Consider the following 26192-nt stretch of genomic DNA (forward strand, 5'->3'; position numbering starts at 1 on the left):
TTTGCCGCAACCCTCCTTCAGCCGCAGAGATGCTCATGGCCGCTCCAAAACCGCCCGGATTCGAGACACTTAGCCTGCACGCCGGGCAACACCCCGACCCGCTGACCGGCTCGCGCGCGGTGCCGATCTATCAGACCACGTCCTACGTCTTCCAGGACACCGACCACGCCGCCGCTTTGTTCAACATGGAGCGGCCCGGGCATCTCTACACGCGCATCTCCAACCCGACCACCGCGGTGCTGGAAGAGCGTATCGCCGCGCTCGAAAACGGCGTCGGCGCGGTCGCCACCGCGAGCGGCATGGCGGCGCTGCATCTGGCGATCGCGACGCTGCTCAACGCCGGCGATCACATCGTCGCGTCGTCGTCGCTGTACGGCGGCACGATCAACCTTCTCGCGCACACGCTGCCGCGCTTCGGCATCACCACGACTTTTGTGAAGCCGCGCGACCACGACGGCCTCGCGGCCGCCATCAAGCCGAATACGCGGCTGATGATCGGTGAGACCATCGGCAATCCCGGCCTCGAAGTGCTCGACATTCCGAAGGTCGCGGCGATTGCGCATGAGGCTAAGATCCCCTTGCTGATCGACAACACCTTTGCGACGCCCTATCTGAGCCAGCCGATCGCGCTCGGCGCCGATATCGTGATGCATTCGGCGACCAAATGGCTCGGCGGCCACGGCATCGCGATCGGCGGCGTGTTGGTCGACGGCGGCCGTTTCGACTGGCGCGGCTCGGGCAAATTCCCGACGCTGACCGAACCCTATGCCGGCTATCACGACATCGTCTTCGACGAACAATTCGGGCCGCCGGCCTTTATCATTCGCGCGCGAATGGAAGGGCTGCGCGACTTTGGAGCTTGTCTGTCGCCGACCAATGCGTTCCAGCTGCTGCAGGGCGTGGAAACGCTGTCGGTGCGGATGGATCGGCACGTCGCCAACACCGCAGCGGTGCTCGACTTTCTCGGCGGCAACAAGGCGGTCGAGTGGGTGCTGCATCCGACGCTGGAAAGCCATCCGGACTACGCACTCGCGAAAGAGCTGCTGCCGAAGGGCGCCGGCTCGATCGTCTCGTTCGGCATCAAGGGCGGCCGCGCCGCCGGGCGCAAATTCATCGAAGCGCTCAAGCTGACCAGCCACCTCGCCAATGTCGGCGACGCCAAGACGCTGGTGATCCACCCGGCCTCGACGACGCATCAGCAGATGAGCGCGGAGCAGTTGACGGCCGCCGGGATCGGTGAGGAACTGATCCGCCTCTCGGTCGGGATCGAAACCGCCGACGACATCATCGCTGATCTGGCGCAGGCGCTGCGCATTTCGCAGAAGGGCTGAGCCATGCAGATCGAGGTCAATGGGATCGACAGCTTCGTCGCCACCGGCGGCAAGCCGTTCGATGCGTCACTTCCCGCCGCCGTGTTCATCCACGGCGCGGGGTTCGATCATTCGGCATGGGCGCTGCAGACGCGCTGGTTCGCGCATCACGGCTACGCGGTGTTGGCGCCGGATCTGCCCGGCCACGGCCGTTCGGGCAGCGCGCCGCTGAAGACCATCGCCGAGATGGCCGACTGGATCGCAGCGCTGCTCGATGCGGCCGGCGCGCAGCCGGCGAAGCTGATCGGCCATTCGATGGGCTCGCTGATTGCGCTGGAAACCGCCGCGCGGCATCCGGCCAAGGTCGCGGCCTTGGCACTGATCGGCACCACAGCGACGATGACGGTCGGCCCCGATCTGTTGAAGGCCGCGGAGGCGAATGATCCCGCCGCGTTCGCCATGATGACGATCTGGGGCCTCGGCCCCGACGCCGAGATCGGCGGCAACCTCGCGCCCGGCCTGTGGATGCATGGCGGCTCGGTACGCGTCCTCGAGGCCAACAAGCCCGGCGTCATCTTCAACGATCTGTCGGCCTGTAACGACTACAAGGATGCGCTGGCGGCGGCGGCGAAGGTGACCGTGCCGACGACGCTCATCCTCGGCGAACGTGACATGATGACGCCGACCAAGAACGGCAAGACGTTGGCGGCGGCGATCGCGGGCTCACGCACCATGATCCTGAAGGGCGCCGGCCATACGATGATGGTGGAGCGCCCGGACGAGGTGCTGAAGGCGTTGCAGGGGTAGCTATCAACCTAGAGGCCGTCATTCCGGGGCGCTCGGGCGAGCGAGCGAACCCGGAATCCATAACCACCGATTTCGCGTTCAAGCACGGCGTCGCAACGCCGGGCTCCAAAGCAACTCCATGGGATATGGATTCCGGACAGTCTCGCTTCGCGAGCCTTCCGGAATGACAAACGGGAGGTTTGTCACCCTCCGCCACCCTCCCCCATGCCGAACACCCGGCTCGCCAGCACGTCCTTTGCCTCGATCCTCATCAGATCGTCGGCGCTGAGCTTGCGATCGAGGTCGGCGATCAGGCGGTTGGCCTGACGCAGACGGATGCGGTCGAGCGCGTTGCGGATCGAGCGGGCGTTGGCGAACAGTGCTTGCGTCTTGCGCACCGCGATGTAGCGCTCGAACGCGGCACGTGCGTCCGCGTCGAAGTGATAGTTCTGTTCGCGCAGCATGCCTTCCGCGATCCCGAGCAACTCGCCGTCGGTGTAGTCGGGGAAATCTATGTGATGCGCGATCCGCGAGCGGAAACCCGGATTCGAGGCGAAGAATTTCTCCATCCGGTCGGCATAGCCGGCGAGGATCACCACCAGATCGTCACGCTGGTTCTCCATCACCTGCAGCAGGATCTCGATCGCTTCCTGGCCGTAATCCCGCTCGTTTTCGGGGCGATACAGATAGTAGGCCTCGTCGATGAACAGCACGCCGCCCATCGCCTTCTTCAGCACCTCCTTGGTCTTCGGCGCGGTGTGGCCGATATATTGCCCGACCAGTTCGTCGCGCGTCACGGACACCACGTGGCCGCGGCGGACGAAGCCGAGCCTGTGCAGGATCGAGGCGATCCGCAGCGCGACCGTCGTCTTGCCGGTGCCGGGATTGCCGGTGAACGACATGTGCAGGGTCGGGTTGCCGGTGGCGAGCCCCATCCGCTTGCGCAGCCGTTCGACCAGCAGCAGCGCCGCGATCTCGCGGATCCGCGTCTTGACCGGGCGGAGCCCGATCAGCTCGCGATCGAGCTGATCGAGCACCTCGCCGATGCCGACCTCCTCGAACTCCTTGCGAAGATCGATCGGGGCCTGCGACGCGGCTTCATTGTCGGCGGAGGTCGTGTCCAAGATCACCCTCCGTAGCGGCTGCCCTCGGGCTTGTCAGCCGCATAGGACCTGGTGGTGTAGCGCATGTTGCGGCCGTCGACTTCCTGGCGATCCAGCCGGAAGCCCGGCTCGTCCTTCGGCCGGTTGACGATGAAGGACAGCCGCACCGATTCCCAGCCATGAGACGAGTCGAACGCCGACATCCGGATGTAGCGGTCGCCGTAGACCTTGCGGCATTCGGCCAGTTCCAGCATCACGCCGGCGGCGTCCTGCAGATCGAACATCGGCAGGCCCCACATGTCCCAATAGGTGTTGCGGGGATGCGGATCGTCGGTGAATTCGAGGTTCACCGCCCAGCCCTTGCCGAGCGCGTATTGCACTTGCGCCGAGATCTGCTCGTCGGTGAGGTCCGGCAGGTAAGAGAAACAGCCTTGGGTCATTCGCATGTGTTCTGCTCCTTAGACCGAGACGCTGGGGGTCGGCGCGTAGTCGGGGGTGTCGGTGGATTCGTAATTGAAGGACACGTTCTTCCAGGTGTCGAGCGCAGCCTTCAGCGGCGTGCAGGTCTGCGCCGCCTTGGCGAGAATCTCCGGGCCTTCGTGCACGTAGTCGCGGCCCTCGTTGCGAGCGAGGATCATCGCCTCCAGCGCGACGCGATTGGCGGTGGCGCCGGCCGCGATGCCCATCGGGTGGCCGATGGTGCCGCCGCCGAACTGCAGCACGACGTCCTCACCGAGCAGGTCGAGCAGCTGGTGCATCTGGCCGGCATGGATGCCGCCCGAGGCCACCGGCATCAGCTTGTTCAGGCTGGCCCAGTGCTGGTCGAAGAACAGGCCGTGCTCGAGATTCGCCGGGTTGTAGTCCTCGCGGCAGATGTCGTAGTAGCCCTTGGTGGTCGCCGGATCGCCTTCGAGCTTGCCGACCACGGTGCCGGCATGGATGTGATCGACGCCGGCGAGCCGCATCCATTTGGCGATGACGCGGAACGACACGCCGTGATTGCGCTGGCGGGTGTAGGTCGAATGGCCGGCGCGATGCAGATGCAAGATCATGTCGTTCTTGCGTGCCCATTTCGCCATCGACTGGATCGCGGTGTAGCCGATCACCAGGTCGATCATGATGATCACCGAGCCGAGCTGTTTGGCGAATTCGGCGCGCTCGTACATCTCCTCCATGGTGCCGGCGGTGACGTTGAGATAGGTGCCCTTGATCTCGCCCGACGCCGCCTGCGCCTTGTTCACCGCCTCCATGCAATACAGGAAGCGCTCGCGCCAATGCATGAACGGCTGCGAGTTGATGTTCTCGTCGTCCTTGGTGAAGTCGAGCCCGCCCTTCAGCGCCTCGTAGACGACGCGGCCGTAGTTGCGGCCCGACAGGCCGAGCTTCGGCTTGACGGTGGCGCCGAGCAAGGGACGTCCGAACTTGTCCATCCGCTCGCGCTCGACCACGATGCCGGTGGCGGGGCCCTGGAACGTCTTCACATAGGCGACCGGCAGCCGCATGTCCTCGAGCCGCAGCGCTTTCAGTGGCTTGAAGCCGAACACGTTGCCGATGATCGACGCCGACAGATTGGCGATCGAGCCATTCTCGAACAGGTCGAGATCGTAGGCGATGTAAGCGAAATACTGGCCGGGCGAATTCGGCACCGGATCGACGCGATAGCACTTCGCGCGGTACTTCTCCGCCGCGGTCAGACGGTCGGTCCACACCACGGTCCAGGTCGCGGTCGAAGACTCGCCGGCCACCGCTGCCGATGCCTCGATCGGATCCACGCCGTCCTGCGGCGTGACACGGAACAGCGCGATGACGTCGGTGTCTTTGGGCTCGTAGTCGGGCTCCCAATAGCCCATCTTCTTGTATTCCATCACGCCGGATTTGTAGCGATCCTTGCCGCGGACGGTGACTGACTCGTTCATGTCGCTCCTCCTTGAAAAATCCCGGCGGCCGTGTCGGGCCGGGTGACTGGATGCCGTTGGGGCGCGACGTACAAATCGGGCAGTCGGCGTCGCGAATTCGTTGCGGACGACTTTGACCACACGCATCAACATAAGAGAAATTTTATAATCTTCGACAGAAAGAAAGTAATTCTTATGTCTTGTCGGCGGGCCGCATCGCCGGACCGGCGGCCCCCGCCGAGGGCGCAATCAGACGGAGCCGCAGACCGCTCTCGCATTCCATGTCACGACCATCGCGATCGATGCGGAGATCGACCACAAGCCCACTCAGGCCACATCGCTCAGGGCGCCCAACTCGGGCTCCGCCGAGGCGATCGCGGCGTGCAAGTCATCCAGCGCCTCCGGCAGGCCCGCATTGCCAAGGCACGCGTTCTCCATTCTGCGACAGGCTTCCGCGAGTTGGACGAAGCCGAGTTGTCCCGCGAGCGAGACGGTCTTGTGGGCTGTGAGGCGTAGTGCTTCGCGCGGGTCTTCGTCGAGATCAGACGCTCCGGTGCCTGCCGGCCAGCGCGTCCGCATGTCCGTCACGGCGTCGTAGAGGCGCCGGGTGAATCCGGCGATGTCGACATCGGCCGCGAACGTTCTCAGGTCTTCCAGCGCGGTCGGATCGCGCACCGGCATCTCATCGCGAGCGGTTGGCGGCGCGAAATCCTGGCCGGACTTACGATCGGCCCCGTCGTCGGTCCATCTCGCAACGCACGTGAGAAGGGCCACGCGATTGATCGGCTTGCCGATATGGTCGTCCATGCCGGCCGCCTTGTAGCGCTCGACCTGTTTTGGAAGCACGTTCGCCGTCAGCGCGATGATCGGCACGGTACAGGCGCTGCCGCGCAAGGTCCGGATGCGACGCGTCGCCTCCATCCCATCCATCTCGCCCATCTGCACGTCCATGAAGATCAGGTCGTAGGAGCGGGCGCACGCCATCGCGATCGCCGTGCTGCCGCTGTCCGCCAGATCCACCTCGTGGCCGATGCGACCGAGCATGGACTTGCACAGGTCGCGATTCATCTCCACGTCGTCCACCACCAGGATTCTTCGTCTCGGCCCGTTCAGCACCGGGCTTTCACGCCCTTCGATGTCGATCCGCTCGGCGATCGGCAATTCGACCTCGAAATAGAACGTGCTGCCTCGTCCTTGATCGCTGTCGATCTTCAACTCACTCTGCATCGCCTGCACGATGCGCTGCGAAATCGCGAGTCCGAGACCGGTGCCACCATATTTGCGCGAGATCGTTTCATCGGCTTGACTGAAACGCTTGAACAATCCTTGCTGATCAACCTTGGAGATGCCGATGCCGGTGTCGACCACAGCGATCCGCAGGCGAACCATGGGGTCGGCGCGCGACACGCAGGAGACGATCAATTCGACCGAGCCGGCCGAGGTGAACTTGACGGCATTGTTCATCAAATTCAGCAGGACTTGCCGCAGACGCGCGGCATCGCCCATCAACACGGCCGGAGTGTCGCGCGCGGTCGCGAGCAGCTTCAGGCCTTTCTCTTCGGCCTTGGGTTGAATGATCGACACGCAATTGTCGATCAGCTCAGTGAGGTAGAGCGGCTTGCTTTCCAGCTTGAGGCCGCAGGCCTCGATCTTGGAAAAATCGAGAATGTCGTCGATGATCACCCGGAGCGAGTCGCTGGCTTCGAAGATGCGCTCCACCTGGCGGCGAGTCGTCGGTACGAGCGTCTGGTCTTCGAGAGCGAGATCGGCGTAGCCGATGATGCCGTTGAGCGGCGTCCGGATTTCGTGGCTCATATTGGCGAGAAAATCCGCCTTCGCGGCACCGGCCTGTTCGGCGCTCGCCCGCGCGGCTTTGAGCTCGTCCTCGTATTTGAGCTGTTCGGTCAGATCGACCGCAATCCCGAGAACGCCGAGATCGGTGCCGTCCTTCGTTCGCAGGCGGCAGAGCGTCAACCGAACCGGAATGCGGTTCCCGGTCTTGCCGACATAGGTCCACAGCGACGTGTCCGGATCGTTGTGGGCGAGCAGCGCTTGAACGACGCGTTGACCCGACCCGACCTCGATGCCCTGCCTCCGCATCGCATCGGCCCTGTCCAGCAGTTCCTGCGGATCATGAAACAGCATTGCCGTCGCACGACCGATCAACTCCTCGGCCTTGTACCCGAGCATGCGTTCAGCCGCCGGGTTGAACAAGGTGATCGTGCCGTCGACGTTCGTAGCGATCACGGCATAGGCGGCGCGTTCGAGGATGGCGGTCTGCAGCGTCATGCTCTTCTCGAGCATTGCGGTCCGGTCGGCAACCTGTCGCTCCAGCGAGGCGTTGAGCTCGCGGATCTGTTTCTCCGCGGCCACAAGCTCGGTGATATCGCGCGCCGCCGAGGCGATGCCGATCAGCGCGCCGACTTCGGAGCGAATCGGCGAGAGGCTGATAGCGACGTCGACCAGGCTGCCGTCACGCCTGATGCGACGGGTCCGAAAATACGTCATCGGATCGCCGTGGCGCATGCGCTCCAGCATCCGCAGTTCCTCTTCTCGGCGATCTTCCGGAACGATGAGATCGTAGACCTTGCTGCCGACCGCTTCGTGGGAACTGTAGCCGAACAACCGTTCCGCCGCCTTGTTCCAATCGATCACGATGCCGTCGACCGACTTGGCGAGGATCGCGTCGTTCGAGCCTTCGACGATCGCTGCCAGCCGCGAGCGCTCGATCGTCTGCTCGGCGCGCCGGGCCTGATAGAACATCTGCAAGTTGACGAGTGCAGTGACCAGCAGACCGATCGCCAACGTCATTGCGAAAGGGAGCCACGGATTCGGCAGACTCAACGACTCGATGAACGGCGGCAGAGCCCAAAAGGCGATTTTCCAGGTGCGGCCGTACATTCCGAACGAAATATCTCGTGTCGGCAGCGACAGGCTCGAATCCCGAGGCGCGCCGACCGTATGGAACGGCGCTCCGCCATCGTCGCTCACCGAAAAGCCGAACTCGCCGGCGCCGCTGTCGAGTTCGGCCAGGATCGCGTAGATGTCGACCGGGGTGAAGGTCCAGCCGACCAATGCGCGTCGCCGCTGCTCTTCGGTCGTCACCGGATCACCGCTGCGATACACCGGCAGCAGAACCAGGAACCCGCGATCCATGCCGCTGATCGGCAGGAGCTCGATCGGCGCAGTCATCGTCGCCTGGCCGCTCGCAGCGGCCGCATCCGCTGCGGTCTTGCGCTTCGCCTCCGATGCCAGGTCGATACCGAGCGCGGTGCCGTTGAGATCGTGGGGCTCGAGATACGTCACGAGGTAACGGACCCCCTCGTGAGGAGCCAGCTGTTTCACCCCGTAGGTGGGCAGCCCGTTCGCGCGCATCCGCGCCACGAACGCCTCCACGTCCTGCGGTGCGACCGGACGGACGAAGCCGAAGCCGCGCGCGCCGGGAAACTCGCTGATGAAGTTGCGCGTCTCAGCGTATCGGTGGAAGGTGTCGAAACTGATCGCTTCGCCGGCAACGGCGATGACGCCGCGCGCCGCCAGCAGCTCGAAGCGATAAGTGCCGACGCGCTCCTTGAGCCGATAGATGAAGTCCGAGGCGAGACTCTCGAATTTCTGCTCCGCCGTGGCGGCGTTCTTTCGCGATACCCCGTATTCGATGACGGCGCTCAGGAGCAGGCTGGCCACCACCCCGGTGACCATGCCGCCCCACCACTTCCGCCGCGCGGCCCGCTCGCGCGCCGCGGCGGCCTGGATCGGCAGCACCGCGATCGACTTGGACATTCCGGAAGACGCCTTGGCCAGCATTCGGATCCCGCACTCATGAGTGCCGTGAACCGGGCCGCCCAAGGGGCGGCGCGGCGTGCAACTGCCCGCTTTCGGGATCAGGACCGGCCACGGTCTGTGCCATCTCGTCTCACCGTCCGACAACCGCACTCGGCTCGGCCGAGCAATACTCCTGGATCGTGTCGAACAATTCGCTGACGTCGAAGGACTTCTTGACGATCTTGATGGCGCCGGCGTGGCCCATCACTTCGCGCTTCAGCATCTTCGAGGTCGGCTCGTCGATATCCTTGCCGCTCAGCACGACGACCGGAATCGCAGCCGTCGCGGGATAGCTCCGCAACCTCGAGAGCAACAAGCCGGCATCTCCGTCGGGCATACTGAAATCTGTGACGATCAAACTCGGATAGTGCCAGACCGCGAGGCGAAGCGCGCGGCCGGCATTGGACGCGTACAACACCTCGATCCCGATCTTCTTCAGCCTGCTCGTCAAAAAGATCCCGATCTCCTCGTCGTCATCGACGATCAGCACCCGCGGGCGACTCGGCACGACGTCGGGCGCCCCGGCCATTGGACCCGCCTGCGCTGCGATCGTCGCCGCCATGTGCGGAAATATCTCGGTCAGCGCCTTGCTGATATCCCGCCAGAACTCGGCTTGTTTGCAGGCGTAGAACATCCCGAGGGCCTCACAGCGCTCGAGCGTCTCCTCGCTGGAAATCCCGCTGACGACGATGACGTCCATCGGCGGACCACCGGGCTCGAGCAGATGGCAGGATGCGGTCAGCCCATCCAGTTTCGGCATGTTGACGTCGACGATCATCAGATCCGGCGCCGTCCGACGCGCCTTCAGCAGCATCTGCATGCCGTTGTGCGCGGTGTCGACCTCGAAGCCCATCTTCTTGCAGCGCGTCGACAGTGCCGCCAGAACTCCCGGGTCGTCGTCCGCTATCAGGATTCTCGGGGCGCTCATATCACTCTCCAATGTCTTGGGTTTGCCGATCGGACCGGGACTCGTTCTCCCGATCGAGCAGACCGAGCAACCGATCCAGGCGATAGAGCACATCGATGCGTGTCGACGCGTGGCGCGTCAGGCTTTCGAGTCCGCGCTCGACGTCCGCCGCCGCCTCGCTGATCGACGAGAAGCCGTAGATGCCTGCGACGCCCGCGAGCTTGTGAACGACGTGACGCAACGCGTCCGGATGCGCTCCGGCTGAAAATTCAGGCCGCAGCTCGCGAAGAACGGACGCGTCATCCCGAAACCGCTTCACGATGCCGACGTCGGGAGGCAGCTGATCGACGACCGCCAGGGCGGTCAGATCGAGATAGTTGCGTACGCTGTTGGCCAGCTCACGCAGATTGAACGGCTTGACGATGACGCCGGCCACTCCGCACGCCATGTAATCGGCAACCTGTTCCAGCCGCCCGCACGCGGTGGTGAACACCACCGGAATGGTCGCGGTATTCTCGTTCCCGTTCAGCCTGTCGAGCAATTCGATCCCACTCAAGCCCGGCATCGACACGTCGCTGAGAATCAGGTCGGGAAGCCAGTCGGCCGCCGCACGCATGCCGTCGACGCCTGAGAGACACCCCCTGGTCTCCAGAGTCGGATCGCGCGACAGCACCGACCCGACTATCTCCAGCATCGCCGGATCGTCATCGATATGCAGGATGCGACTCTTCACTGCGTCCCCCGTCTCCATAGCACGGCAACTTTGCCAATCTGCGGCGGACATCAATGAACCACCGCACGACGCCAGGGAGTGTGCAGAGTCCGTTGCTAACAACCCGTTTAAGATCGCCCTAATTACCCCGATCGAATCCACGATGATTAGTTGATACTTACATGTGTAGTCGAACAACTCTATTCCGCATTCGGTGCGTTTTCCGGATTTGTACGAGGTCGCTAATCACGCATTCGTACTATCCGAACCCGAATCGAGATCGACTCTACGGGCGAGCGACAGAACGGCGCACCAAGTCGAATTCGACACACCGGGATGTCGCAGGCCGAATCCCGCTGCGCCGCTGCCGCGCACGAGGCTGTCGATCAGCTCGGTCGCCAGGATCGACGTCCGCCGGGGAGGAACCCTCGAAACTCTACTTGATCAATGTTGACCGCACCGACCGAATAATGGAAAATTCAACATTGTCACCGTCAGCAAAGTATTCTTTATGAGTCGTCAGTTCAAAGCCGTGTCGATCCGACAATTGCGCGCGCTTGCTGCGCTGGCCGAAACCGGCAGCATCACCGCGGCGGCGAACAGGCTGCATCTGACCCAGCCGGCGGTGACCCTGCAACTACGCAACCTGCAATCGCTGGCCGACATTCCGCTGATCCAGCGCAGGAGCGACGGCATGCAGCTCACCGATGCCGGCCTGGAGGTGTTGGCGCTGTGCGAGCGGATCGAGGCGGCGATCTCCGCCTGCGAGACTTCGCTGGACATGATCGCCGGCAAGACCGCTGGGCGGATTTCGATCGGGGCCGTGTCCACGGCGAAATATTTCGTTCCGTTCGCGATCTCCAGCTTTCTCAAGCGCCATCCGAAGATCGACGTGCGGCTGTCCATCGGCAACCGCCAGGACATCGGCGCCGCGTTGCGCGGCTACGATCTCGACATCGCGATCATGGGCCGCCCCCCGGTCGATCTCGACGTCGAGACCCATCTGATCGGCGATCACCCGCACGTCATCATCGCGCCGACGGCGCATCGTCTGGCGCGAAAGCAGGATATCGCGCTCGCCGAACTGGCCGACGAGACTTTCCTCACCCGCGAGCCGGGTTCGGGGACCCGCAGCCTGATGGAGCAACTCTTCGGCAACGCCGGGATCAGGCCGAACATCGGCATGGAGATGGCCAGCAACGAGACCATCAAGCAGGCGGTGATCGCCGGCCTCGGCATGGCATTTCTCTCCGCCCACACGGTCGCGACCGAGCTCGACGAACGGCGATTGGTGATCCTCGATGTGGTCGGTCTGCCGGTCGTACGGCAATGGTTCGTGGTGACGCGCAAAGACAAGGTGCTGCTGCCTCCGGCCCGCGCGATGCTCGACTTTCTCAAGGCCGAGGCTTCGCACTTCCTGCCGCGCACCGACCGGCGGATGCGGCTGACGCGCCCGTCGACACGCGGCAAGCGCGACTGAGCGCAACACGGCCAGTTTCGACCCCACGCCTCACCATCGACTTCGTCGTGTGCGTCGAACGCAAAACGCGCGCCTCGCGGCGCGCGTCTGCTTCCGAAACGAAAGCCGATAGAGTGCTCAGGCCGCCTTGGCGAGGCCGACGCGAGCCCAGATTTCGCTGAGCGCCTGGACCAGATGCTCGATGTCCGCGTCGGAGTGCTGCGGCGACGGCGTGATCCGCAGCCGCTCGGTGCCACGCGGGACGGTCGGATAGTTGATCGGCTGAACATAGATGCCGTAGCGGTTGATCAGCTCGTCACTGATCTGCTTGCACAGCGCTGCGTCGCCGACCATCACCGGCACGATATGGCTGGGGTTCGGCATGTGGGCCACGCCGGCCTGATCGAGCCGGGCGCGCAGTCGCGCCACCCGGTCCTGATGGCGTTCGCGCTCGATGGAAGAGGCGCGCAGATGCCGGATGCTCGCCAGCGCGCCGGCGGCCACTGCGGGCGGCGGCGAGGTGCTGAAGATGAAGCCGGAAGCGAAGCTGCGGACGAAATCGCACACCGCCGCGGAGCCGGCAATGTAGCCGCCGACCACGCCGAACGCTTTGGCCAGGGTGCCCTCGATGATGGTGAGGCGATGGCTGAGGCCCTCGCGATCCGCAATGCCGCCGCCGTTCGGGCCGTACAGCCCGACACCATGGACTTCATCGAGATAGGTCATGGCGTTGGCCGCATCGGCGACGTCGCAGATCTCGGCGATCGGAGCGATATCGCCATCCATCGAATACACCGACTCGAAGGCGACCAACTTGGGCGCATGCGGATCGAGATCGGCAAGCTTGCGCTCGAGGTCGCGCGGGTCGTTGTGCGCGAAGATTCGGGTTTCGCTGCGGCTGTGGCGGATGCCCTCGATCATCGAGGCGTGGTTGAGCTCGTCGGACAGGATCACGCAGCCGGGCATGCGCGACGCCAGCGTCGACAGCGACGCCCAGTTGGAGACGTAGCCGGAGGTGAACAGCAGCGCGGATTCCTTGCCGTGCAGCGCCGCCAGCTCCTGCTCGAGCAGCACGTGATAGTGATTCGTTCCCGCGATGTTGCGGGTGCCGCCGGCGCCGGCGCCGCAGCTGTCCAGCGCCTCGTGCATCGCCTTCAGCACCGCCGGGTGCTGGCCCATGCCGAGGTAATCGTTGGAGCACCACACCGTCACGTCGCCGGTGCCGTCCGGCCGGTGATGCGTCGCGCGGGGATAGGCGCCGGCATGGCGTTCCAGATCGGCGAACACCCGATACCGGCCCTCACGATGCAGGCCTTCGAGCTGACGGCGGAAATAGGCTTCGTAGTTCATGACGTCCTCCCGTTGATGGTCGCGGCCGGTTCCGCTGAGATTCCGACCCGGGCCGGCGCCAGACCACTGCGCGAATGCTGTTCGAGAAAAGTCTGGCGGAACTGTTCTTCGAGCCGCTGCCGGGCGCAATTCGAACGCTCCTTCGGCGGGGCCAACTCGTTGCGGGTGCTCGGCACCACGACGAGCTGCGGTACCGTGCTTCTCGCCTCGGCGCCGGCCAACGGTGTTTCGGGAGTCTGCGTCGACGCAGCGTGCTCGGACGCAGCAGCGATATTGGCGGATGGATTCTGTTCCATGGTGACGTTCTCCGGCGAGAAACCTGGACGGATACCCCAGCTCCACAACGTGATGGCAGGCAGCGGTAGCAGCATGAACCAATGCTCGACGACGCCAAGAGCGAATAAAGTCGATACCAGCGTCAGGCCGACGATTTCGGACGGCGTGTCGGCAACCTCGACGATGCGCTGGATCATCGCCATCAGAACGACGGTCGCCAGCGTCACCGAGATCGGGAAGAACGCGCTCACGGGCTTGCGCGCGAAGTACGTCTTGAGGAACTGCACGGCGTCCGGCATCAGCTCGTCGTTGGTGACGGGCACGCCCAGAAACAGATTGATCTTGGCGCTCTGACGCAGCACCCACAGCGCCAGATAGGTCCAGCGACCGACTTCGTTCTCGGCGCCGAGGGTGACCAGCACCACGACCGCGCCGCAGGCGAGCAGGCAGATCTCGTGGTAGATGATCGCCTGCAACGCGAAGCTGAGGCGGGCGAACCCCTTTGCGCCGGGCGGACAAGGCTCGGCCCGCGGGCCGGTCAGCCAGCCGGACAGAAACGCGATCTCCTGCGCGCCCCACAGAAAGATGATGCAGCTGAAGGCCATATAGGCGGCGGCGACGCTGGTGTCGTTAGCCGTCACCGACAGGCCGCACAGCGCGATGGTGATCATTCCGCCGGCGCAGACCACCCGCAACATGCCGGAACGGCCGACGCTGCCGACCAGCAGCATCACGGCGCCGGTGGAGAACCACCAGACGAACGCCGCGAAGATGGGGGGGCCCAGATACGAGACCATCGCGCCGCTCCCCTCACCACGCCGGCCGAAGGCCGATGACGCGCGGCAACTCGTTGCGCTTCGCCGGCAGAAGGAAAAGCCGGCCGAAGGCCAACGCCGCAGACGCCACGTAGAACGGCCGCTTCAGCTTGCCGACGAACCCTTGGCTGCGACAGTCGGCGAGCTTCTCCGAGGCCACGCGCAGGCGCTCGAGGCCCGCCAGGAAGCGCGGGTCGTCGAGGTTGATCGTGACCGGGAAAACCTGCTTCGAGATCTCGGTCGTGATGCGGAAAACCTGCATGCCGTACTCGGCGGCGTCCATGCCGAGCGCCTCGTAGAACGCCGGCCGCATATGATCGCGGACGTACATCGTCGCGAACACGGCGAGCAGGAAGAAGCGGATCCACAGCTTGTTCACGCCCGAAAGCAGCGACGGGTCGGCGCGCATCAGCAGCGCGAAAGCCTCGCCGTGGCGGAACTCGTCGTTGCACCAGCGCTCGAACCATTTGAAGATCGGATGGAACCGGCGCTCGGGATGCCGCTCCATCTGGCGATAGATCGTGATGTAGCGGGCGTAGCCGATCTTCTCCGACAGATAGGTCGCGTAGAAGATGAACTTCGGCCGGAAATAGGTGTACTTCTTGACCTTGGTCAGGAACGACAGGTCGACGCCGATGCCGTGATCCTTGAGGATCTCGTTGATGAAGCCGGCATGACGGGCCTCGTCGCGGCTCAGCAGACCGAACAATTCGCGGATTTCGGGATTCTTGATGCGCTTCTTGATCTCGGCGTAAAGCACGCAGCCGGAAAATTCCGCGGTGAGCGACGACACCAGGAAGTCCTTGAACTCGGCGCGCAGCGCCGGCGGCAGCTTGTCGAGGTCGCTTTCCAGAAACTCGTCGTTCTTCTTGAAGTGCGACTTGTTGTAGTCGGCGCGCATCTCGTTCATCATCACGTTCCATTCGGAACGAACCAGGCTGACGTCGAGCTTGTCCATCGCGGCATAGTCGGTGGTGTAGAACCGCGGCGTGAGGATGGTATCCTCTTTCGCGATGTTCAGACTTTCGACACTGCCCTTGATCGCCGGCCGGCTTCGCAGCGCGCTCTGGGCGCCACCTTCCATCGGAATCATGAGACCCTCCCATCTGAGAAGCTGACTTCGTAAAGTTCGGTCAGTTCGCGATATCCTTCGAGACGCGCCCGGATCTTGTCGAGAAGACCAGCCCGGACCACGGTCGCAGTGCGGCGAACGACCAGTCGTTCGCCGAAATCGACATGCGTCGGCGCGTCGTGAACCATCACTTCGTCGCCGGGCCCGATCTCGATGTCGCCATCGAGAATCACGTGGGCATGAAGGGTCTCCGAGGTCTGCTCGATCTCGACCGTGCAGGGGACGTCGAAGCTTGTGCGTTTCCCGATTCGGAACGTGCTCATTTCGAGCCGTCCGTTTTGTTTTCGTCTTGTTTGCCGGCGACGTTGCCGCCGGTCATCAGTTGAGAGAACGCGCGGAGGTTGTCGGCTCCGAATGCGTTCAGGTCGAGCACCTTCTTGGTCGCGGTGTCGGTCAGCGTGTACTGGCCGTTGACGTGGCGGGCGAGGTGAAACGGCGGGGCCGATCCGACGCCCGCCACCAGGCGCTCGCGTGCCAGACCGCGCATCGCCACACGGATGAAGCCGGACTCGCCCGGATTGATCGTGCGAACCAGGCTGTGATCGCCGGCGCGATAAATGTTGACTTGCCCGGTGGGGCTGTCTTCGAAAGTGAGGTCGATACTCTCCACGGTCGCCGGTGGCGTCATGTGAGAGTGTCCGAATCCCGTCAGGCGGACTGTCGCTCCCGCCCCGATCGCAAACAAGACGATCGCGGCGGCACCGATCAACGCGCCTTTGGGAACGGAGAGGTTGTGGGCGGCCTCGCTCATGTCAATCTCCGGTTCAGGCTACTGCGGTTGCCGTCGAACTCGACAACGGGCCTTCTTTCGGTCCGCTGGTAGCCGTTTGAACGAGAGACACTGCGGAGGTATCGAGCTGAGCCTTCACCGCCTCGGTGAGCGTGGCGGCGACCTTGTCGGCCTCGGGAACCGACAACATCATCGGCTCGGGCTCGCGCAGGCGCCACGGCCGGATATGCGGCCACAGCAGAACGTAGGAAGTGCGCTTGGTGTCGATGATCCGCAGCGGGATGTCGCCGCTGCCGTCGCGATGATTGTTCAGATCCGCATTGGCGATCTTGCCGAGCGGGATATTCAGGGTGATCGGCAGCGCCACGCCAGTCTGGATCAGGACGCGCTTGCTGGTAATCGTATAGCAACTCGCGCGCCTGAACAGATAAGCGAGAAGCGCCAGCAGTGCGAGACCGCCGATCGCCGGGATCAGGAGCATCGACGCGGACGTCGACGCCTCCCAGATGGACTGGCCGTTCGACCAGTTTGACCAGACCTTCCACAGGTAGATCAACGCGAAATAGATCGCGACGGCCCGCATGTGGAAGGATCTGATCGCCAGACCTTTGTAGGTCGGCTTCCCCTGCCAGAGAACGCGCTCTCCCTCCGGCAAGGGCGATGGAAGTTCACGAAACTGGCTGGGGACGTCCGTCATACGATCGGCTCCTGACGCATCGGCGTGGCGTAGAGCGTGCCGGCGCCGTAGTAGGCACAGATCTTGTCTTCTTCGAGCTTGGTGACCTGATCCGCCTTGGCGATGGTCGGGACGCCAGCGAACTGGTCGCCACGAATGGCATCGACGGACACACGGCCGCTCGGGCTGTTGATCAGCGCGAACGGAACCGGCAGAAGCACGCGCTTCTTGCTCTTTGCGACCTCGACTTCGAGATAGCGGGCAATGACTTCGGCCCGGTCGACCCAGACCTCGGTCACCGTGCCGCCGACCTGGCCGTCACAGCCGATCACCGGCATGCCGACCGGATTGGGGTCACGCGGATCGAGGAACATGCCCTTCGCCGCACGCAGCGGCGCGATGATCGGCAGGTTGTCGAGTCCGGCCTCCGGAACGTCCTGACGCTGGGCGTAGGAGCCGGGGCCGACGCCGTCGGCGAACGGGTCGCCGGTCGGCGCGAACGCTGCACCCGGCCACGGAGCGACCGGAGCCAGCGCGACGTTGGGACGATCGTTGCTGACGCTCGGCACGGTCCGGGTCGCACCACCGCGCAGCAGATAGGTCTTCGGATCCGGCGAAGCCGGAATGCCGGTCTTCCGCAGCCGGCCCGTGCCGGTGTCGGGGATCAGCGGATATCCTTCGCGCTTGTCTTCACGGCGAAGATAGAAGAGCAAGCCTGCGAAGAAGATCCAAAATACGTACAGGGTAACCTGTGCTAAGTCCAAATACGCTCCGGGTTGCATGGGACCGACCCCTTCCTCTTTGTTAACCTGGAAATTCGGCTAGGCCGAACTTGGATGAAGGCTGCGCGTAGTTCGGCCGTGCGACCCGCACGAGAGGACCTACCGCAACCAACGTTGCGAACAGCAACGCGATCTCGATGTTGTAGACGAAGCCGTAACCGATCGCGGGCCCCGACAGCACGGCGCCGAGCATGCCGCTGTCGGCGAGCGAAGCGAACAAATCGCGCAGACCGCCGCCGAGCAGGATGCCGCCGCCCGCCGCGGTGGCCTGCACCGCGCCCCAGGCACCGAGCGCGAGCCCGGGTTCGCTGTCGGAACCGATCTGCATCGCTGCGGTCAGCGTGCCGGCCGCGAACAGGCCTCCGCCCAGCCCGATCAGCGCGGTGCCGATCCGGAACAGAACAACCGATTGCGCCGGCGCCGCCAGCGCGACGGCCGCAAACGCGAAGATGCCGATCAGCGCGCCGAAGCCGGCGATCCGATACGGATCGCTGCCGCGTCCGAGCGTCCGCGCCGCGAGGCCGAAGCCGGCCAGCGTGCCGAGCGCGAAAAACGCGGTCAGCGCCGTGGTCTGACCGACGGAGAGCTTCAGCACTTCGGCGCCGTAAGGCTCCAGCAGGATGTCCTGCATGGAGAATCCCGCGGTACCGAGCGCGACCGCGACCAGCATCCGGTTCGAACCGCCGGCAGCGCGGAACCGCGCCCAAGATTGATTGAACTGCGGCCGCGGACGGGTCGCCGAGGTGAGCGCGGGATTGCGCGCCTCCTGCTTCCACAGCGCAGCGATGTTGAGCAGCAACTGGGCGACGGCGACGCCCTGAATCACCTGGATCAGTTGAAGCTCGCTGAAGTCGCGGAGCAGTTCGCTGAACAGCAGCGCGCTGCCGGTCATCCCGACGAGCAGCATCACGTAAAGGAACGCGACGACCCGCGGCCGCGATTCTTCCGGCGCCAGATCGGTGGCGAGCGCAAGGCCGGCGGTCTGCGTCGTGTGCAGCCCGGCGCCGACAAGCAAGAACGCCAGAGCAGCGCCGATCTGACCATAGACCGCCGGATACTCGCCGCCGCCGGACAGCACCAGCAGCGCGAATGGCATGATCGCGAAGCCGCCGAACTGCAGCATCGTGCCCATCCAGATATAAGGCACACGACGCCAGCCCAGCACCGAGCGGTGGTTGTCCGACTTGAATCCGATCAGCACGCGGAACGGCGCGAAGATCAGTGGCAGCGACACCATCAGCGAGACCAGCAGCGTCGAGACGCCGAGCTCGACGATCATCACCCGGTTCAGCGTGCCGTTGAGCAGCACCACCGAAGCGCCGACAGAGACCTGAAACAGCGACAGGCGCAGCAGACGGCCGAGCGGGAGCTCTTTCGTCGCCGCGTCGGCGAACGGCAGGAAACGCGTCCCGAGACGCATCCAGCCTTTCGCCAATGTCGCCGCCATCTGGCTCATCGTCGAACCATCTCCAAGGCCTGCGAGGTGTAGAAACCGGACGACACGCGGTGGGTCCGGCCGGGCTGCCACTGCGTCAGCTGCGGCTCTTCGGAAATCAGTTTCAGCAGCTTCTTCTCGCTGACCGGCTCGATTGCCGGGGCCCGATCGGCGCGCGGGAAGAAACCGCCGACGAAATGCATCAGCGCCAGCGCCGGCGTCTTCGGCGCGAACGTCACTGCCATCGACCGCCGGGTCCGCGACGCCAGCGTCGCGAGGATCCGGCAGATATCATGCGGCAGATAGTGGATCAGCGAGTCCATCGCGACGACGAAATCGAATTCGCCGAGCGCGGAATCGAGCATATCGCCGGAACGGAAATCGATCGCCGCCGGATCGATGTCTTCCGGCAGGCGTTCACGCGCGACGCCGACCAACGTCGGCGACAGGTCGATCGCCAGCACCTTCGCGCCGCGCCGCGCCGCCGCGATCGACAGCGCACCGGTGCCGCAGCCGGCGTCGAGCAGGCGGGTACCGGTCATATCGGCCGGCAGCCAGGACAACAGCGTGTTGCGCATTTCGTCGCGGCCGGCGCGCACGGTGGCACGGATGCCGCTGACCGGGGCATCCGACGTCAGCTTGGCCCAAGTATCGGCCGCGGTGCGGTCGAAATAGGTTTCAAGCTCTCCACGTCGCTCGATGTAGCTGCCCAACGCCATCAATCAAATCCCAGGAGATCAAAGATGTCGCGATCCTTCAGCGGCTTGCCCTGGACCGGGGGCGTCTTCGCCTCCCACATCTCGGTCGCGAGCCGAAGATACTCTTGTTGCACAGCCAGAATTTCGTCGGTGTGATCCATCTCAAAAAGTGTCATCTTTTTCAGACGGCTCTTCCGGATGACATCGAGGTCGGGCAGATGCGCGACGCGCTGGATACCGGTGGCCGCGCCGAACTTGTCGATCTGGTCGGTCTCCCGACTGCGATTGGCAATGATTCCCGCCAGCCGCACGCCGTAATTCTTCGACTTCGCCTGGATCGCCGCGGCGATTCGGTTGGCGGCAAAGATCGAGTCGAAATCATTGGCCGCGACGATCATCGCGCGCTCGGAATGCTGCAGCGGGGCGGCGAAGCCACCGCACACCACGTCGCCGAGCACGTCGAAAATCACCACGTCGGTGTCTTCGAGGAGGTGATGCTCCTTCAACAGTTTGACAGTCTGGCCGACGACATAACCGCCGCAGCCGGTGCCGGCGGGCGGACCGCCGGCCTCGAGGCACATCACACCGTTATAGCCTTCGAACACGAAGTCCTCGGGCCGCAATTCCTCGGAGTGGAAGTTCACCTCTTCGAGCACGTCGATCACCGTCGGGATCAGCCGCTTGGTCAACGTGAAGGTCGAGTCGTGCTTGGGATCGCAGCCGATCTGCAGCACGCGCTTGCCGAGCTTGGAGAACGCGACCGATAGGTTCGACGACGTCGTGCTCTTGCCGATGCCGCCCTTGCCGTAGATCGAGAACACCTTGGCGCTGCCGATCTTGACGTTCGGATCGAGCTGCACCTGGACGCTGCCCTCACCGTCGCCTTCAGCGCATTTCGATGCGTTGGCGTCGGCGCAGCCCGAGGTCTTCAACTTGAGGGGATCAGTCAGAATGTTCATGCGGCCACTCCCACGCCTTCCAGGCGATCCTCGAGCTCTTCGCCTGCCTTGCGCAGAACCTCGAGCATTTCAGGGTCCGGAGACCAGTAATTGCGTTCATGCGCCTCGATCAGGCGGTTGGCGACTTTCGCCGACGCCACCGGATTGAGCGAGGCGAGCCGTTCCCGCATTTCGGGGTCGAGCACGAAGGTTTCGGTGAGCTGGCGATACACCCACGGTGCGACTTCACCGGTGGTGGCCGACCAGCCCATGGTGTTGGTGACGTGCTCTTCGATCTGCCGCACGCCTTCGTAGCCGTGCTTGAGCATGCCTTCGTACCATTTCGGATTGAGCATCCGGGTCCGAGTCTCGAGAGCGACCTGCTCCGACAGCGTCCGCACCGTGCCGGCACCGCGGGTCTGGTCGCCGATATAGACCGGCGCCGCCTGACCGCCCTTGGCTTTGCGCACGGCGCGGCTGATGCCGCCCAGCGTGTCGAAATAGTGATCGACGGTGGTGACGCCGAGTTCGACCGAGTCGAGATTCTGATAAGCGAGGTCGACGTCGGCGAGCGCGCTCTTCAGCAGATCGGCGCGCTGCACCGGCTGACCCTTCAGTCCGTAGGCGAAGCTCTTGCGTCGCGTATAGGTCTCGGCGAGTTCGTCCTCGTCTTCCCAGCGGCTGTTCTCGACCAGATGGTTGACGTTGGAACCGTAGGCGCCGTCGGCGTTGCCGAACACCCGCAGTGACGCGGTCTCCATGTCGCAATTGTGCTCGGCCTGATAGGCCAGCGAATGCTTGCGGACGAAGTTCTGGTCGGCCGGCTCATCGGCGCTCGCCGCCATGAACGCGGCTTCCGCGAGCAGCTTGATCTGCAGCGGCAGCAGGTCGCGGAAGATGCCCGACATGGTGATGATCACGTCGATCCGTGGCCGCTTCAATTCGTCGAGCGGGATCAGATCGGCGCCGGCGAGACGGCCGTAGCTGTCGAACCGCGGCTTCGCCCCCATCAACGCCAGAGCCTGGCCGATCGGCGCGCCTTCGTTCTTGAGATTGTCGGTGCCCCACAGCACGATCGCGACGGTCTCCGGCAGCGGATTGCCCTCGGCGACGTGTTTATCGATCAGCCGTTGCGCCTGTTTGGCGCCGTCCTGCAGCGCGAATGCGCTCGGGATGCGGAACGGATCGAAGCCGTGCAGATTGCGGCCCGTCGGCAGCACCGCCGGCGTGCGCAGCAGATCGCCGCCCGGCGCCGGCCGGATGAACTTGGCGTCGAGCGCCCGCAGGATACTCGGGATCTCGTGATCTTCGGCGAGAATGCGGTCGATGCCGGCGAGTTCGTGAAGCATTGCCAGATCGGCTTCCGCCTCCGGGCCGTTGCCGGACAGGTGCTCGGGATGGCCGCCGCGCACCAGCGCTTCGAGCAGCGCCTTGTCCGGGCGCTTGCCATGCATGGCATCGGCGACGGCTTCCAGCGTTTCGACCCGCTCCTCTTCGGAGGGCACGTTGCCGATCACATGCAAACCATGCGGGATCAGCGCGTATTCCATCTCCAGCACGGAGTCGGCGAGCTTGGCGATGGTGGCGCCGGCTTCTTCCGCGGTCCAGGCCGGTTCGGCCGGGGTCAGGTCGAGGGCCGAGGCCTGCGCCTGCACCAGCACCGCGAGATTGGCGCGTTCGGTTTCTTCCTCCGGCGTCAGGCCGCGCCAGCGCTCGATCGAGGACTTCAATTCGAGCAGCCCGCGATACAGACCGGCATGAGCGACCGGCGGCGTCAGATAGCTGATCAGCGTCGCCGCCGAGCGCCGCTTGGCGATGGCGCCTTCCGAGGGATTGTTGGAGGCGTAGATGTACATGTTAGGCAGGTCGCCGATCATGCGGTCGGGCCAGCAGGTGCCGGACAGGCCGGTCTGCTTGCCGGGCATGAATTCGAGCGCGCCGTGGGTGCCGAAATGCAGCACGGCGTGGGCCCCGAAATCCTGCCTGATCCATCGATAGAACGCCGAGAAAGCGTGCGTGGGCGCAAATCCCTTCTCGAACAGCAGCCGCATCGGGTCGCCTTCGTAGCCGAACGCCGGCTGGACGCCGACGAAGACGTTGCCGAAGCGCTCACCGAGCACGAAGATCGAGCTGCCGTCGCTCTGCTGCTTGCCCGGCGCCGGCCCCCACTGTCCTTCGATCTCGCGCAGCCAGCGCTCGTTCTTGACGTGATCGCCGGCCGGGACGCGGGCATGGACGTTGGCATGGGCGCCGAATCGCGAGGCGTTGCCGTTGATGATGGCTTCGCGCAGCGCATCGACGCTGTCCGGCACCTCGACGGTGTAGCCCTCGGCCTTCATCGCCTTTAGCGTGTTGTGCAGCGACTCGAACACGCCGAGGAAGGCCGCAGTGCCGGTGTTGCCGGCGTTCGGCGGGAAGTTGAACAGCACGGCCGCGACCTTGCGGTCCTTGCGCTCGCTGCGGCGGAGCGCGACCAGCCGCGCGGTGCGCGACGCCAGCATCTGCGCCCGCTCGATGCAGATGTTCATGTCGCCGCCGGTCTGGTTGCGGTCGAACTTGCAGAACCTGTCGCAGCCCGGGCAGGCGACGTCGCCGCCATCCGAACGGCCGCCATAGACCATCGGGCCCGACGAGCCGTCGAGTTCGGGGATCGCCACCATGATGGTGCTTTCCACCGGCATCAGTCCACGATCGGACGCGGCCCACTGCTCGAGCGTCTGGAACTCGACGGGGTGCGCCGACAGATACGGCACGTCGAGCTCGGCGAGAATATGCTCGGCCGCCTTGGAGTCGTTGTAGGCGGGACCACCGACCAGCGAGAAGCCGGTGAGCGACACCACCGCGTCGACCGTCGGACGGCCGTTCTTCATGAAGAAGCGCTCGATCGCCGGGCGCTGGTCGAGACCCGAGGCGAACGCCGGAATGACGCGAAGGCCCTTGGCCTCGAACGCTTCCAGCATGCCGTCGTAATGACCGGAATTGCCGGCGAGCAGATAGGAGCGCAGCAGCAGGACGCCGACCGAACCCTTGGCGTCGGCGGGGCCGGCCGGGAGCTTGTCGACCGACTCGGCGATCCGCCCCTTCATCTTCGGATGATAGACGCCGATATCGGCGTATTCGACCGGCGGCTCGACCTTGGCGACACCACGCAGAACCTTGCGCGGACCGCTGGCATAGCGATCGATCAGCAGGCGGACCATGTTGGCGATGTTCGCCTCGGAGCCGGCCAGCCAGTATTGCAGTGTCAGGAAGTACGCCCGCATGTCCTGAGCGGTGCCGGGGATGAAGCGCAGCAGCTTGGGCAGCTGCCGCAGCATCTTCATCTCGCCCTTGCCGGCGCCGCCTTCAGTCTTCTTGCCGCGCAGCTTCTTCAGCCAGTTGATCATGCCGAGCGCTTCGGCGCTCATGTCGAACTTGCCGACGCGGGTGAGCTTGACCACCTCGCCCGCCGACATGCAGCACACCAGCGCGTCGCAATCGTTGCGGCGCGCCTGCAGCGCGGGCATCACCGCACGGACGTGGTCGTCGAGGAACAGCATGGTGGCGATGACGATATCGCCGGCGGCGATGTCGGCGTGACAGCGCGACAGCGCGGTGTCGTCGGTGCCCCACTCGTCGGCGGAGTGGACTGTCAACTCGAGCCCGGGATAGTCGCGACGCAGCAGATCCCGCGCGCGCGCGGCGGCGCCGGACAGATGGCTGTCCATAGTAACGATGACGACACGAACTGGCGTCTTGTCAGCGTGCGAAGTGCGCTTTTGCATCGTACAAGGTCTCGACAGTGATGGTTGCGACGCCATTCTCGTTGGCGAATCGCTCGGTATTCCGGCGGGCTTTCCCGCGAACGAAGAACGGTATCTTCTGCAGTTCCTTCTCGGCTTCGGGCGCCCACACGGCTGCGGCTGCGGCCACAGCGGTTGCCGACGCGATGTCGGGCGCGGCGACTCCGGTCGCGACGGATTCGGTCGCGACAGCGGCAGCCGGAGCGGCGACGGCTTCCGCGACCGGCGCGGCGTGGCCGGTCCCGAGATGCGACGGCATCGCCCCGTCCTTGAATTCGAAATCGTCCTTGAACATCGTCAGCAGATGCTCTTCCAGGCCCATCATCAGCGGATGCACCCAGGTGTCGAAGATCACATTGGCGCCTTCGAAGCCCATCTGCGGCGCGTAGCGCGCCGGGAAATCCTGAACGTGCACCGGCGCCGAGATCACCGCGCAGGGAACGCCGAGCCGCTTGGCGATGTGGCGCTCCATCTGGGTGCCGAGCACCAGCTCGGGGTGGAGCTCGGCCACCTTGGCCTCGACCTCGAGATAGTCGTCGGTGATCAGCGGTTCGACATCGTAACGCTTCGCGGCTTCGCGCAGCTCGCGGCCGAACTCACGGCTGTAGCTGCCGAGCCCAACCACCTTGAAGCCGAGCTCTTCCGACGCGATCCGCGCCGCGGCGATCGCGTGGGTGGCATCGCCGAAGATGAAGACGCGCTTGTTGGTCAGGTAAGTGCTGTCGACCGAATGCGAGTACCACGGCAACCGGCTCGACGAGGCCTGCAGCATCGGCGCGGGATCGATGCCGGCGAGCGCGGTCACTTCCTGAATGAAGTCGCGCGTCGCGGACACGCCGATCGGTACCGTCTTGGTGAACGGCTGATGGAAGATGCGGTGCAGCCAGGACGCCGCCTGCCCGGCGATTTCCGGATACATCACCACGTTGAAATCGGCATCGCCGAGCCGCGCGATATCCGCCGGCGTCGACCCCATCGGGGCGACAACGTTGACATCGATGCCGAGCTTGCCGAGCAGCCCGGTGATTTCGGTGATGTCGTCGCGATGGCGGAAGCCGAGCGCCGTCGGCCCCAGCAGATTGCAGCTCGGGCGGACTCCCGCCGCGCGCTCCGGACGCTTGGTGCCGGGCGCCGGCGCGTTGGGACCGGCGAGCGCGCGGACAAGCTGGTAGAAGGTTTCGGCGGCGCCCCAGTTTTCCTTGCGCTGATAGGCAGGCAGATCGATCGCGATCACCGGGATCGGGAAGCCGAGCGATTTCGCCAGCCCGCCCGGATCGTCCTGGATCAGCGAGCCGGTGCAGGACGCGCCGACGATCATCGCCTGCGGCTGGAACCGCGCATAGGCGTCGCGCGCGGCGGTCATGAACAGTTCGGCGGTGTCGCGACCGAGGTCGCGTGCGGCGAACGTCGTATAGGTCACCGGCGGCCGCTTGTTGCGGCGCTCGATCATGGTGAACAACAGATCGGCGTAGGTGTCGCCCTGCGGCGCGTGCAGGACGTAGTGCAGCCCTTCCATCCCGGTGGCGATTCGCATCGCGCCGACATGGGGAGGTCCTTCATAGGTCCAGACGGTGAGCTGCATGA

General features: G+C 64.6%; 21 protein-coding genes. 3 read left to right on the forward strand and 18 right to left on the reverse strand.

Annotated features, from left to right (window positions below; all coding sequences use genetic code 11):
* Positions 1-35 precede the first annotated feature (35 nt).
* A complete protein-coding gene (locus RPB_RS19970) occupies positions 36-1331 on the forward strand; it encodes an O-acetylhomoserine aminocarboxypropyltransferase (RefSeq protein WP_041798376.1) in 1296 nt (431 codons plus the stop codon).
* 3 nt (positions 1332-1334) lie between these two features.
* Positions 1335-2117: an alpha/beta fold hydrolase gene (locus tag RPB_RS19975; RefSeq protein WP_011442838.1), complete on the forward strand. Its 783-nt coding sequence runs from the start codon at positions 1335-1337 to the stop codon at positions 2115-2117.
* Between the two features lie 182 nt (positions 2118-2299).
* On the opposite strand, the gene cbbX is transcribed toward RPB_RS19975, so the two are convergent.
* The 6 genes from cbbX to RPB_RS20005 all read right to left on the reverse strand — a co-directional run bounded on the left by cbbX (position 2300) and on the right by RPB_RS20005 (position 10556).
* The gene (gene cbbX, locus RPB_RS19980) at positions 2300-3220 is read right to left on the reverse strand and encodes a CbbX protein (protein WP_011442839.1); all 921 of its coding nucleotides are present in this window, start codon (positions 3218-3220) and stop codon (positions 2300-2302) included.
* A gap of 2 nt (positions 3221-3222) precedes the next feature.
* Positions 3223-3645 carry a ribulose bisphosphate carboxylase small subunit gene (locus RPB_RS19985; RefSeq protein ID WP_011442840.1) on the reverse strand — a complete coding sequence of 141 codons (423 nt, stop codon included), beginning with the start codon at positions 3643-3645 and terminating at the stop codon, positions 3223-3225.
* A 12-nt stretch (positions 3646-3657) separates the two neighbouring features.
* The gene (locus RPB_RS19990; protein WP_011442841.1) at positions 3658-5115 is read right to left on the reverse strand and encodes a form I ribulose bisphosphate carboxylase large subunit; all 1458 of its coding nucleotides are present in this window, start codon (positions 5113-5115) and stop codon (positions 3658-3660) included.
* A 306-nt stretch (positions 5116-5421) separates the two neighbouring features.
* Positions 5422-8874, reverse strand: coding sequence for a PAS domain S-box protein (locus RPB_RS19995; RefSeq protein WP_157038947.1), 3453 nt, complete (start codon positions 8872-8874; stop codon positions 5422-5424).
* 133 nt (positions 8875-9007) lie between these two features.
* A complete protein-coding gene (locus RPB_RS20000; RefSeq protein ID WP_011442843.1) occupies positions 9008-9844 on the reverse strand; it encodes a response regulator in 837 nt (278 codons plus the stop codon).
* 1 nt (position 9845) lies between these two features.
* Positions 9846-10556, reverse strand: coding sequence for a response regulator (locus tag RPB_RS20005; protein ID WP_041798902.1), 711 nt, complete (start codon positions 10554-10556; stop codon positions 9846-9848).
* A gap of 490 nt (positions 10557-11046) precedes the next feature.
* Between RPB_RS20005 and RPB_RS20010 the strand changes: the two genes are divergently transcribed.
* Positions 11047-12015, forward strand: coding sequence for a LysR family transcriptional regulator (locus RPB_RS20010; protein WP_011442845.1), 969 nt, complete (start codon positions 11047-11049; stop codon positions 12013-12015).
* Positions 12016-12132: 117 nt separating this feature from the next.
* On the opposite strand, the gene hemA is transcribed toward RPB_RS20010, so the two are convergent.
* Genes hemA through bchB form a run of 12 tightly spaced genes read right to left on the reverse strand, consistent with a single transcriptional unit; the run spans position 12133 to position 26190 of the window.
* Complete coding sequence (gene hemA / locus RPB_RS20015) at positions 12133-13344, reverse strand: 5-aminolevulinate synthase (RefSeq protein WP_011442846.1); 1212 nt, start codon at positions 13342-13344, stop codon at positions 12133-12135.
* Positions 13341-14417, reverse strand: coding sequence for a putative photosynthetic complex assembly protein PuhE (gene puhE / locus RPB_RS20020; RefSeq protein WP_011442847.1), 1077 nt, complete (start codon positions 14415-14417; stop codon positions 13341-13343). The genes hemA and puhE overlap by 4 nt, the downstream gene beginning before the upstream one ends.
* 13 nt (positions 14418-14430) lie before the next feature.
* Entirely contained in the window at positions 14431-15528 is a 1098-nt protein-coding gene (gene acsF / locus RPB_RS20025) for a magnesium-protoporphyrin IX monomethyl ester (oxidative) cyclase (RefSeq protein ID WP_011442848.1), read from the reverse strand.
* Positions 15525-15830, reverse strand: coding sequence for a hypothetical protein (locus tag RPB_RS20030; RefSeq protein WP_011442849.1), 306 nt, complete (start codon positions 15828-15830; stop codon positions 15525-15527). Before RPB_RS20030 ends, acsF begins: the two co-directional genes overlap by 4 nt.
* Positions 15827-16318 (reverse strand): photosynthetic complex assembly protein PuhC, encoded by a 492-nt coding sequence (gene puhC / locus RPB_RS20035; RefSeq protein ID WP_011442850.1) that lies wholly within the window; start codon positions 16316-16318, stop codon positions 15827-15829. The genes RPB_RS20030 and puhC overlap by 4 nt, the downstream gene beginning before the upstream one ends.
* Before the next feature lie 13 nt (positions 16319-16331).
* Positions 16332-16994 (reverse strand): photosynthetic complex putative assembly protein PuhB, encoded by a 663-nt coding sequence (gene puhB, locus RPB_RS20040; RefSeq protein ID WP_011442851.1) that lies wholly within the window; start codon positions 16992-16994, stop codon positions 16332-16334.
* Positions 16991-17755: a photosynthetic reaction center subunit H gene (gene puhA / locus RPB_RS20045; RefSeq protein WP_011442852.1), complete on the reverse strand. Its 765-nt coding sequence runs from the start codon at positions 17753-17755 to the stop codon at positions 16991-16993. Before puhA ends, puhB begins: the two co-directional genes overlap by 4 nt.
* A 22-nt stretch (positions 17756-17777) precedes the next feature.
* A complete protein-coding gene (locus tag RPB_RS20050; protein WP_011442853.1) occupies positions 17778-19211 on the reverse strand; it encodes an MFS transporter in 1434 nt (477 codons plus the stop codon).
* Entirely contained in the window at positions 19208-19909 is a 702-nt protein-coding gene (gene bchM, locus RPB_RS20055) for a magnesium protoporphyrin IX methyltransferase (RefSeq protein WP_011442854.1), read from the reverse strand. Before bchM ends, RPB_RS20050 begins: the two co-directional genes overlap by 4 nt.
* On the reverse strand, positions 19909-20847 hold the full coding sequence (gene bchL / locus RPB_RS20060; RefSeq protein ID WP_011442855.1) for a ferredoxin:protochlorophyllide reductase (ATP-dependent) iron-sulfur ATP-binding protein: 939 nt from the start codon (positions 20845-20847) through the stop codon (positions 19909-19911). Before bchL ends, bchM begins: the two co-directional genes overlap by 1 nt.
* Positions 20844-24590 carry a magnesium chelatase subunit H gene (locus RPB_RS20065; protein ID WP_011442856.1) on the reverse strand — a complete coding sequence of 1249 codons (3747 nt, stop codon included), beginning with the start codon at positions 24588-24590 and terminating at the stop codon, positions 20844-20846. The genes bchL and RPB_RS20065 overlap by 4 nt, the downstream gene beginning before the upstream one ends.
* Positions 24565-26190, reverse strand: coding sequence for a ferredoxin:protochlorophyllide reductase (ATP-dependent) subunit B (gene bchB / locus RPB_RS20070; protein ID WP_011442857.1), 1626 nt, complete (start codon positions 26188-26190; stop codon positions 24565-24567). The genes RPB_RS20065 and bchB overlap by 26 nt, the downstream gene beginning before the upstream one ends.
* Positions 26191-26192 lie beyond the last annotated feature (2 nt).

This window comes from Rhodopseudomonas palustris HaA2, assembly GCF_000013365.1.
Lineage (GTDB): Bacteria > Pseudomonadota > Alphaproteobacteria > Rhizobiales > Xanthobacteraceae > Rhodopseudomonas > Rhodopseudomonas palustris_J.